The following is a 10,300-nucleotide window of genomic DNA, read 5'->3' as shown; positions in this document are numbered from 1 at the left end:
ACCGGTAGTGAGGACAATACGGTTAAACTTTGGAATCTAGATACTAGCACGGAAATCCACACCCTCCAGGGGCATCAAGGCTCTGTCTTAAGCGGGAGTTTTAGCCCTGATGGTAAAACTTTGGCCACCGGTAGTGAGGACAATACGGTTAAACTCTGGAATCTAGATACCGGCAAGGAAATCCGCACCTTCCAAGGGCATCAAGGCTCTGTCTGGAGCGTGAGTTTTAGCCCTGATGGCAAGACCTTCGCCACCGGTAGTTTTGACAATACGGTCAAACTCTGGAATCGCGAGACAGGATGGGATTTAGACGCTTTGATGGGACGCAGTTGTGATTGGGCACGAGTTTATTTAGAGAACAATATTAATGTTAGTGAAAGCGACAAGCACCTCTGCGACGGTATTGGCACCAAAAAACATTAATGAGTCGGAGATATAGTGAAATCGATCGACCTTTCAATCCAACCAATTATCACAACTCGATATTGTTCTCCACCAAGGATTTAGAGCATGGAAATTGCCACCCTGACAACTTCGATCTCCCCATTCTTATCAGTACTCTTAAATTTAGATCCCACATGCCGCTAGTTCGATCAATTACAGCGGTTCGCAGGGATATAAGGAACACTTTAGATTCCGTATCACTTTCTGAATAAGGATTTTGAAAATAACTGTACCCCATCAACCCTCAAACCGCTGTATGTATCAATCACATTGGTGGTTACTATATCATTCACTTCTTAAAGCCGTAATTGGCGTCAGTCGCGCGGCATTTTGCGAAGGAATCACGCCAGCTAGTAGTCCAACGATAAAAGATAATCCAAATCCACTCAGTACCGACCAGAGTGAGACGATAAACGGAAATTGAAAGACAGTTGCGGTAGTGAAAGCCACCAGAATTCCGACCGCGATCCCAATCAGACCACCAGCGATCGATAGCATCACCGACTCAACCAAAAACTGATGTAAAATTCCCTTATTAGTGGCTCCCAGAGCTTTCCGAATGCCAATTTCTCTAGTCCGCTCGACGACCGAAACCAGCATAATATTCGCAATCCCAATCCCCCCCACCACCAACGAAATTCCGGCGATCGCCACCAGCATGATCGTAAATAACTGCACTACTGCTGAAAAAGTTTTGACTACACCGATCTGACTGCGGATACTAAAATCATCTGTTGCGGATGCAGCGAGATTGTGTCGCATCCGTAATAAATTTGTGACTTGATATTCAGCCAATTTCATTTCTGTCTGACTATTAGTTTTGACATAAATACCATTGACAGCCTTACCGATCAAGGCATTATTACCGACAATCCGCTCGGACATATTGGTGATGAGAATAAATACCTGATCGTCACGATCGATCGATCCTTCAGATCCCTTCGGTTCAAAGGCACCAATGATTTCATAACTATTTTTGCCTTCAATTCGCAATTGCTGACCGAGTGGATTACCATCGCTACCAAATAGTTCTTTGAGCAAGGTAGACCCCAAAATTGCCACCGGAGCTGCTTGCTTCATTTCCTCTGGCGTGAAGAATCGGCCTTGGGTGAGTTCGGTATTTCTGGCCTTGAGATAATCGAGATCGATCCCGACGACATTCGTCGCATGATTGATTTGCCCGCTGACGACTTGGCCGGGACGCTGAAGATAAGCCGATACATGTTGAGCGGTTTGAATTTGCTCGCGGATCGCTTGGGCATCTTGAATAGTCAAGGTACTGCTCGAACCAACGCCCCGACTGATCCCCCCCGTTCTGGCCTCTCCAGGCAGAATTTGCAGGACATCAGTACCTAGCGATTGAATTTGCTGTTCGGTGGCCTTCTGCACACCTTGTCCTACAGATGTAATGGCGATCACTGAAGCAATCCCAATAATTACGCCCAGCATGGTCAACAGCGTGCGAAGTTTATTGCTCAAGAGGGCACCGATCGCGATGCTGACAATTTCTCCAATCGATACTGGCCGCAGCCGGTAAGCCTTATTTCTTGCTTTCATATTTTACACTTGAGATCCTATATAATACTCCTGAGTGAAATCTTAATACTCGATCAAATGCCAACTATTCTAGATTCAATAGCTATTTGCCAAGCCCCTAAATCTTCAAGATATTCATTACCTTATCTCGATCTGATTTATACTTTCAATCGATATTATACCCTGACTACAGTACCCAAAGCTTTGTAGTCTAAAATTGACGAATCTCGATCAGATCTAGTAACTACGTCTGAATGATAAAGTTGTTCGAGATCTGGAAATCGCAGATGACATTATTCGGGAACTCAATCCTCTATAATTCTTCTGATATCTAATAGTTAATTGAAATTACCAAGTCAATAGTAACGCAAAAATGAATATTCATTCCGATCCGCTGGTCTGGCCTAAACTAGAAGAGGAGTTAGCTCCTTATCTCAAATACATCAAAGGAATAGTCTTAAATGGTGGTTCTGGGCAACGCGAAATTCAATTAGGAGATCGGGATTTAAATATTGATATCGTTCCTAGTAACAAGCCAGATATTTTAGGCGACTTACATGCCCTCCCCTTGCAAGATGCCGCCGTAGATACGATCGTCAGTATTGCCGTGCTAGAGCATACTCGCTATCCGTGGATCGTCGCCAAAGAATTTTATCGCGTCCTGCGCAATGGTGGCTATGGGGTGATTGCGGTGCCTTTTCTTCAGCCGCAACATGCTTGCCCTCATGACTATGTTCGCTTTACCGAACAGGGGTTGATTGAATTGATGAAATATGTCGGCTTTGAAGTCATCGAAACTGGATACGTGCATCATTTCGGTCAAACCATTGCTTGGCAACTATGGGAATATTTTAAAGGTAGTAAGGCAAACAAATTGACGCTATCTTTTTGGTGGATAATTGTCAATCAACTCTCCAAAGGCAATTTCTTTAAAGGCAATAGTGAAACCACTCATAATACTCATTATGTCATCGTCCGTAAGCCAGGTGAAATAGTTGATTCAACGGCAGTCAACGCCCAATTATTGAGTAATTCCGATCCTAAAAGTTGGTTTTATCCACTCCTGGTCTGCCCAGAGACAATTCAACCCCTCCAGCTTACCGACGATCGGCTAGTTTCTCAAGATGGTCAATTTACCTATAATATTGAAGACAATATTCCCCAGCTCCTCCCCAAAAGTCATTCATAATAGCTATATTTTCAATGTTAAATCAAATTACTAAGTATAGTTTTTTAGTTGATTTTAAAGATGAGATTGCTAGCTTATTCCCAGCTCGAACCGAAAAAATTGCATTGTTAGTTGCTTCTGAATATGAAGGTTACTATAAAAATGGCGGAATTGGGACTTATTATAATGCTTTAAGTCAGAGATTAAAAGCTGAAGGTTGGTATGTAATTTTGTTGCTATGTGCGACGGAAGATCGGTTCCAGGGTAAGTCGAAAGTTCCGGCACTCGATCGAGTTTTTTCGACGCTCGAAGTCGAAGAAATTTTGACATTGCAACCGATCCATCGCGCCATGTTGGCAGAAGCTAAGTCTGATTTTTTTGATTATCAAAGCTTTTGTATTTTCTTTTTCATTCAGGCTCTATCAGCTTGTTGTCCAGCAGCTCAAATCTATGCAGAATTTGCCGAGATGTCTGGCTATGGCTACCGCGCGATTCAAGCGAAACAAGTTGGTTTAATTCCCAGATGCGTTACTTCGGTAACTTTGCACAGCGGACATGAATGGATCGATGAAGCTAACGAAAAATTTACCGTTCCCTATCCCCAAGCTTTCTGGCAACTTTGTCACTATGAACAGAATTCATTTGAAAATGCCGATCTCAGTTTTCATCCTTCCAACTTTATTAGGAATAAGGTAAAAAGTTATGGCTGGAATGTCGATCGAGCGATCCGATTACCTTACTTTGTGCCGCCGATCGCCCCTGCCGTCAAGAGTAAATATAGTCAATTAGTTCAACCTAAATTAGTCGATAAAATTCCCTTAATTTTCTTTGCTAGATTAGAAGAAAGAAAAGGATTGTGTACATTTATCCAAGCATTTAAGAGTTTAGCACCAGCAGTAGCAGCGCGATTTCACATAATTTTCTTGGGGAAGGTTATTCCCCTCCAATCTTACGAGTTAAAGGATTTAGATAGTCAGCAATATATCGAACAAGAATTACAAGGTGTATATGATTATGATATTTTTGAAAACTTATTTAGTGCTGAAGCTCTCAATCTGATTAGCGACCTCAACAGTGCCATTGTTTGTCTGACTAGTCCCCAAGACAACTTTCCCAATAGTGCGCTAGAGGTCGGACAATTGCCAGTCAGTATTATTGCCGCCGATACGGGCGGGTTTCGCGAGACGCTGGGGCTATTAGAGCGATCTTCTGGCGTACATTGGTTTCAAGCCGGCAATGTCCGATCGCTAACTCAAGCTCTGACGGGAATTCTCACCAACTATCCTGAGTCCCTATTAGTACCAACCGCAGATTTTCTAGGCAAACTCAATCAAAGCTTACTCGAACAGCGCACCCAGTATATCGACGGGGTGGCTGCTCGATCGGCACCCCCAATCTCGCCAGTAGTAACGATCTGTATTTTCTATCGGGATAGCGATGCAACTTTATTAGAATGTCTGGCCAGTTTGCACCAACAGACTTACCAGCACTGGCAGATTGTCATCGTCGCGGTTGCGGTTGAAACTAAAGCGAGTCACCAACTCTTGAGCGTCGCTCAAAAACAATTTCCGAACCTTCAGATCGTAGATGGCGACTCGGCTACAGGCGCGATCGATCGGCAACAGCTATTCACCGCAATTAGACAAACCGATCTGGTTCTATTTTGGCAGGCTGACGAGATTGCCGCCACCGAGATGCTCGACACCCTGGTGAGATCGGCTCTAACTGCTGATGCGCAGATCGCCATGTGTCCGCCGCTGATCGACGATTACTCGCCACAGGTACACAATCTGAGAATTGGCTTTGTGTCCCAATTATTAGCTTCAAGTGTCAGAACTACAGCCAATCTCTTAGTCGAGACCAAATTTCTCGATCGGATCGATTGGTCTGTGCCTTTCGAGATCGACAGCTTGGGCAAATATCTACTGGCGATCGCGATTGCCACTGGCACCAAGATCGCTTATTTTCCGTACCCTCTCTATTGGACTAAAGCAAATCCGGCGATCGCTAACAAAGATGCCATCCTCCGCGAAGCCTACAAACTGCGCCAGTATATCGCTTCAGTCGAGCCATCAGCCTGGAACATCCGCCAGTTATATATGCTCAAAGCTAGCATTCAGCAGTTGGTCATCAACTCCGGTCATATTGGCGAAAATCGCTCTCCAGATCCCGGTTTTAAAGGCTTAGCAGGCTATAGTGTCACGACGTTGGTCAAAGCATCAGCTTGGAAAGTCGCCAAAAAGTCCTACAGCCGGATTTCTAAGTATGAGAAGATCGGTGTGATTTCTGCCATCAAACGGACGTTAGTGCAATTTTTTGCGGAAAAGAATCCTTAGCTGGTTAAATTCATGACTCTCAATGCCACGATCGCGATCGTTACGCTCAACCGTCACGCGCAGGTAGCCGAAACATTAGCTTATCTGTCGGCGATCGATCTGAGTGCAGTACTGGAAATTTTAATCGTCGATCAAACCGATCTCCCGATCGATCTGAGTGGCTGGCAGGCGAAATTTCCAGTACCGCTGCGGTTGGTACATTTAAGCGTCAAAGGCTTGTGCATCGCTCGCAATCAGGCTTACCAGCATACAGAGGCAGATGTAATTATTTATCTAGATGACGATGTGATTCCGAGCTTCGATCTGGTCGTTCGGCATTTGCTCACCTATCAGGAACATCCCAACGCGATGGCCGTAGCCGGACATGAGGAATTACCTGCTAGTGTTGCTAGTCCAATGTGGAAGCAGATCGTCAGGCGATCGATTTTGACCTTATTACGTCCTTATCTCCAGCACAGTCAAGATTACCGAGCTTTTCTAGATGTCGAGGGCTATCCAGTCGCGCTGATTACCAAAAGTGGCTTATTTTTATGTGACTTCAGCCGCCCTTATCCGTGCCAAGTGATGACTCCTAGAGGCTGCAACATGTCATTTCTGAGATCGGCGTTGATCGCAATTCAAGGCTTTGATGAAGGGCATCTCGGTAATGTGCGTCGCGAAGAATCGGATGCTAGTCTCCGGCTGCTGAAAGCTTTTCCAGACAAAGAAATCTGGTTCAATCCGCAAGCTAAAGTCGTACACTTGATGAGTCCCTCTGGCGGCTGCCGATTTGCATCCCAGCGCGATTGGTACGTTAATTTATTTATGTGTGAAGCCCGTTTTGCTCGCCGTCATCTATCGAGTCTTGGCTATAAATTTTTCTGTATCCGGTTTACCATCTTACAGATCGGGCAATTAATCCGTTATCCAGAATTATTTAAAATCTTACTCAGCCCCTAGTCCTCATAAATAAGACCCATTTTTCACTTAACCAATTTTGACCGATACCACATTTCTTTGAATTTAAACCACTTAATTCTTAATTGCCAAAACTTACTAGATTCCATAGATTCGATCGTTTGATAACACTGATTCAGCTCTTGTGATAAAGACGCATTTAGATCTCGATCGGTAGTTGCGGTTAATGTATCGGTGGCAGCTCCGTCTATAGCCCAGTCTGAATTCTCAGTGGTAGATGTTAAATTTTGACAGCTCATCCCAGCGACTAAATTCCGCCGAGCACCAAATAGTTTCTCTGAGGTTGTGTTGATGGTTGCTAGATCGGGGAACTTAGCATTAAAATATCTGGCCATATTTACCCGAAACTGATTGGTCGTATTAATCATCGAAGAAGAATGCACTCGGTAAGAACTGAGTACTTCTGGAACTAATTTAACAACATAATCATGGTGGGCAAGTTTCAACCACAGATCGTAATCTTCAAATCCAAACCAACCATATTCAACTAGCTCTGTCGAATAGCCACCAACCTCGATTAAGATATTTTTGTCAAACATCGCCATCGCGTCGATATAAGGATCTTGAATGAGATCGTCTACATTCCATTCTTGGTCTGAGAATACATAAACGTACTCCTGAGTATCATTATTGAATATTTTGATTTTGCCATAGATGCTAGCATAATTGCCCGATTTTATCTGGGCGTACATGACAGCCAAACAATTGGGAGCAATCCAATTATCGGCATCTAGCATGAATACGTATGGAGCGCGCGCTATTTTTAAGCCGATATTTCTGACATCAGCTAGACCTGTATTTAGATACTTTTTAATTAAACAAATAGGTAAACTGGAGCGTTCTAAATACTCTTCAATAACTTGGCGCGAGTTATCGGTAGAACGATCGTCGATTACTAATACCTCAATCTTGACATCGCTGTTTTCAAAGACAGAAGCAGCAACACTTTCTACGCATTGATGAATATATTTTGCATAATTATACAAGGGTATAATTACACAGATATTGGGTCGATCAACTGACTGATAGGAAGAATTAGATATCGATCTCCAAGAATCACAGCCCATCTCTTCAAATACTTTTGCCGACTGCAATCGCGAGACAACTAGCAACCTTTTTTGATCAAGGTTGTAAATATTAGTCGATGGATCTGTTGTCATATAGCTATTTCCAATAGTCGATTGCGTAAATTTTAATAGTTATATTCACATATATAGATCGACAGACATCAATCTAGATCGATCGGCTAGTTACTACAACTACAACCGATGATCGATACGTTAAAAAAATCGATCTGTCTGTCAAATAGGTTAGTAACCAACTCGATCGAGTGTATTTTTGGCCAACCTTACTGTTGTCATTGATGATAACAGGATTAGCGACGCTAGATTGTTGCCAGTTAGTCTACCGATCGCCCTGAGGCCGGTAATTTTGAATCGGCTTACCATCAGCACCATAGATTTCGATCGGTAGTTTGGCATTTTCACCGATCGCTTGGAGGGCGTTACCGAGGGTATTGACATGATTGACAATACCAATTTTGGCATTACCATTACCTTGTGCCGAAGCAACTAAGGCTGTCTGCATCAGTGTCTGGGTATAAAGTGGTGTCAACCGCACGACGATCGCTTTATTGCTCACTGCGTACGAACAAATCTGGGGATTGCCAGCGCAAGTGCGCTGGAGATCGCGATTGGCGAGGGCGATCTTTTGCACCGTTTTGAATTGGGTTTCGACCTGTTGAAAGCTTTTAGTGTATTCAGCGATTAGGGGTTTAGCCTGAGTATAAGTCGAACTAGTCGGGGGGATGCTTTGAATAGCGACCACCGCTTGATTCCATTCCGCCAGAGATCGATCTAACAGGTTGTTTTTCTGTAATAACTTGGCTGACTGAGCTAGTCTGATGGACTTATTGTAGTTTTGATTGGCTTTGTCTTCTTCCCCAACTTTTTCTTGTGCTGCCGTCATTTGGGGTTGAACGGACTTTAGCACAGCTTGGGCTTGAGTATAGACGGTCGTCGTCGGTGGAATGCTCGTCAACTGAGTATTGGCATTGTCCCACTGCGTTTTGACCTCTCGCCATTGAGCCAGCGAAACAGCAGATGTTTGCGCTTGTTGAGCTGCTTTGATGCCATCTGTGGCTGATTTAAGCTGGCGATCGGCAGTTGTTTCGGCTTCGATCCGGCGATCGATATCAACTAATCTACCTTGATAGTCAGTCCGCTTTTGGTGTGCCAGCGGATAGAGTTTGCTCTGGGTGGTAATGGTGCCCAGACTACTGACTGATTCTGTCCAGAGCTGCTTGCTCTGTTGCCATTGTCCGAGCGGAATCGGTTGGGTTTTGACTAAATTGGTGGCTTGATAAGCCTTGTTCATCGCAGCTACCGTCGTATCCAAATCGGCTACCAGCGGTGTGGTGACTTGCAGCGTTTTTTGAGCGGTATCGTACTTATCCGACCAGGCCGGAATCGAGTTGAGGGCATCGACACTTTGGTGCAACTGTTTTTGGGCGATCAAGACATCTTGCCCAGTTGCTTTGGGATTTTCGATCGCCACCAACGACGACTGGGTAAGCTGGGTGGCGGTACTTAGCTCGGTACAGGCAGACAAGACACAGGGACGCGTGCCCATATAGGCGGCACCCGAACCGAGTGCGAGTACGCCCAGCCCGCCAAGCAGCGGTAATAACATTTTGCCTTTGCGGTTGGCAGCGGGGGGATAGGCAGAATGATAGTCACTTTTGGTCGTCCCGAAGGAATGCTCGATATCCGCGACAAAAATATCGGTATCGATCTTAACCAATCGATCTGAGGGCTGACCCGATCGATAGTGAGACTGTGTCGAGAGACTGACGATTTCCTCATCATTTGGGACGATCTCTGGCACCGTGGGAGTGAGGTCGGCGTTTTCCATACGATCGGCTGAGATGTGAATGGGTTGCCCAGGTGTAAGATCTTGATGATCGCGCTCTAGGGCGATCCGATCTTCGCTCATGCCCGTCATTTCTGGCCCCGCTTCCCCTGGTACAGTCTGTTTGACTAAGGGATAGACGGTAAATCCTTGCTGGCTGTAGGGACGTTGATTTCCTTCCGTCCGCAGATAGAGCTTGACTGCCAGCGGAGTTTTTGGCTCCTCGGCTTGCAAGGCACGTTCTAAAACACTAAAGGTATCGGAAATATCGATGGCAATATTGGCAGGATGTTGGGCGAGTACCCATAAGGTATCATCCTTATATAAACACTGCACCTGGAATGGAATAATCCGCCCTAAGTGAGCGTGAAGAGAGTTTTGGAGGAAACACTCTAAAATTTTGAGGTCATCCAGTCGCGTGGCTGAGTGCATATATTAACCGAAAGCTATCGGCGAAAATCGATGGAGTTGAGGTGGAACTAGCAATTAGGAACGTCAATTGTCGCTATGAGCTAGGATTCATAATCGAGAATTATTGCATTAATAATAGCTTAAAATCTTACCAGATTAGTCGATCGAAATGTGAACGCGCTCGATCGCTGGTGAAATCTGACTATGCCAAAAAAGAAATCCACGGTTAGGGCAATTGCGACATTACCCCGATCGTGAATTTTGAGCCTCAAGCATCTCAATCCCGACTGATACACAGGTCGGGATTGAGTACTGGATCGACTATTTGAGTGCGACTTTACCGCCAGCTTCTTCGAGCTGTTTCTTAGCATCTTCAGCAGCAGCTTTGGGTACGCCAGTGAGGACGTCTTTAGGAGTGGATTCAACCAAGTCTTTAGCTTCTTTCAAGCCTAAGCCAGTGATGGCACGGACAACTTTGAGGACGGCAATTTTCTTGGTGTCATCAGCTAACGCTTCAAGGACAACATTAAATTCGGTC

8 protein-coding genes are annotated in these 10,300 nt (G+C 44.8%); 4 read left to right on the top strand and 4 right to left on the bottom strand.

Going from position 1 to position 10,300, the window contains the following annotated elements; all coding sequences use genetic code 11:
- Positions 1–423 (top strand): WD40 repeat domain-containing protein (locus RMO27_RS12730; protein ID WP_396133700.1); only part of this gene is annotated, 423 nt, incomplete at its 5' end.
- A 306-nt stretch (positions 424–729) separates the two neighbouring features.
- Here the strand turns inward: RMO27_RS12730 and RMO27_RS12725 are convergent.
- Positions 730–2,001 carry an ABC transporter permease gene (locus RMO27_RS12725; protein WP_309733005.1) on the bottom strand — a complete coding sequence of 424 codons (1,272 nt, stop codon included), beginning with the start codon at positions 1,999–2,001 and terminating at the stop codon, positions 730–732.
- A gap of 352 nt (positions 2,002–2,353) precedes the next feature.
- On the opposite strand from RMO27_RS12725, the gene RMO27_RS12720 reads away from it, so the two are divergent.
- Genes RMO27_RS12720 through RMO27_RS12710 form a run of 3 tightly spaced genes read left to right on the top strand, consistent with a single transcriptional unit; the run spans position 2,354 to position 6,423 of the window.
- Positions 2,354–3,169, top strand: a complete 816-nt coding sequence (locus RMO27_RS12720; protein WP_309733004.1) for a methyltransferase domain-containing protein — start codon at positions 2,354–2,356, stop codon at positions 3,167–3,169.
- Between the two features lie 14 nt (positions 3,170–3,183).
- Entirely contained in the window at positions 3,184–5,484 is a 2,301-nt protein-coding gene (locus RMO27_RS12715; RefSeq protein ID WP_309733001.1) for a glycosyltransferase, read from the top strand.
- Between the two features lie 12 nt (positions 5,485–5,496).
- Positions 5,497–6,423 carry a glycosyltransferase gene (locus RMO27_RS12710; protein WP_309732999.1) on the top strand — a complete coding sequence of 309 codons (927 nt, stop codon included), beginning with the start codon at positions 5,497–5,499 and terminating at the stop codon, positions 6,421–6,423.
- A 23-nt stretch (positions 6,424–6,446) separates the two neighbouring features.
- On the opposite strand, the gene RMO27_RS12705 is transcribed toward RMO27_RS12710, so the two are convergent.
- From RMO27_RS12705 to rplL, 3 genes are all read right to left on the bottom strand, one after another.
- The gene (locus RMO27_RS12705; protein WP_309732997.1) at positions 6,447–7,601 is read right to left on the bottom strand and encodes a glycosyltransferase family 2 protein; all 1,155 of its coding nucleotides are present in this window, start codon (positions 7,599–7,601) and stop codon (positions 6,447–6,449) included.
- A gap of 244 nt (positions 7,602–7,845) precedes the next feature.
- Complete coding sequence (locus RMO27_RS12700; RefSeq protein ID WP_309732995.1) at positions 7,846–9,783, bottom strand: hypothetical protein; 1,938 nt, start codon at positions 9,781–9,783, stop codon at positions 7,846–7,848.
- 300 nt (positions 9,784–10,083) lie between these two features.
- On the bottom strand, positions 10,084–10,300 hold a 217-nt coding region (rplL, locus tag RMO27_RS12695), incomplete at its 5' end, for a 50S ribosomal protein L7/L12 (protein ID WP_309732992.1).

Source organism: Chamaesiphon sp. OTE_75_metabat_556, assembly GCF_031378165.1.
In the GTDB taxonomy this organism is placed as follows: domain Bacteria; phylum Cyanobacteriota; class Cyanobacteriia; order Cyanobacteriales; family Chamaesiphonaceae; genus Chamaesiphon.
This window is presented reverse-complemented; position numbering and strand designations above follow the sequence as displayed.

Coding starts and splice junctions, on each gene's coding strand:
- RMO27_RS12725 (WP_309733005.1), bottom strand. CDS start 2,001: ATGAAAGCAAGAAATAAGGCTTACCGGCTGCGGCCAGTATCGATTGGA.
- RMO27_RS12720 (WP_309733004.1), top strand. CDS start 2,354: ATGAATATTCATTCCGATCCGCTGGTCTGGCCTAAACTAGAAGAGGAG.
- RMO27_RS12705 (WP_309732997.1), bottom strand. CDS start 7,601: ATGACAACAGATCCATCGACTAATATTTACAACCTTGATCAAAAAAGG.
- RMO27_RS12700 (WP_309732995.1), bottom strand. CDS start 9,783: ATGCACTCAGCCACGCGACTGGATGACCTCAAAATTTTAGAGTGTTTC.
- RMO27_RS12715 (WP_309733001.1), top strand. CDS start 3,184: ATGTTAAATCAAATTACTAAGTATAGTTTTTTAGTTGATTTTAAAGAT.
- RMO27_RS12710 (WP_309732999.1), top strand. CDS start 5,497: ATGACTCTCAATGCCACGATCGCGATCGTTACGCTCAACCGTCACGCG.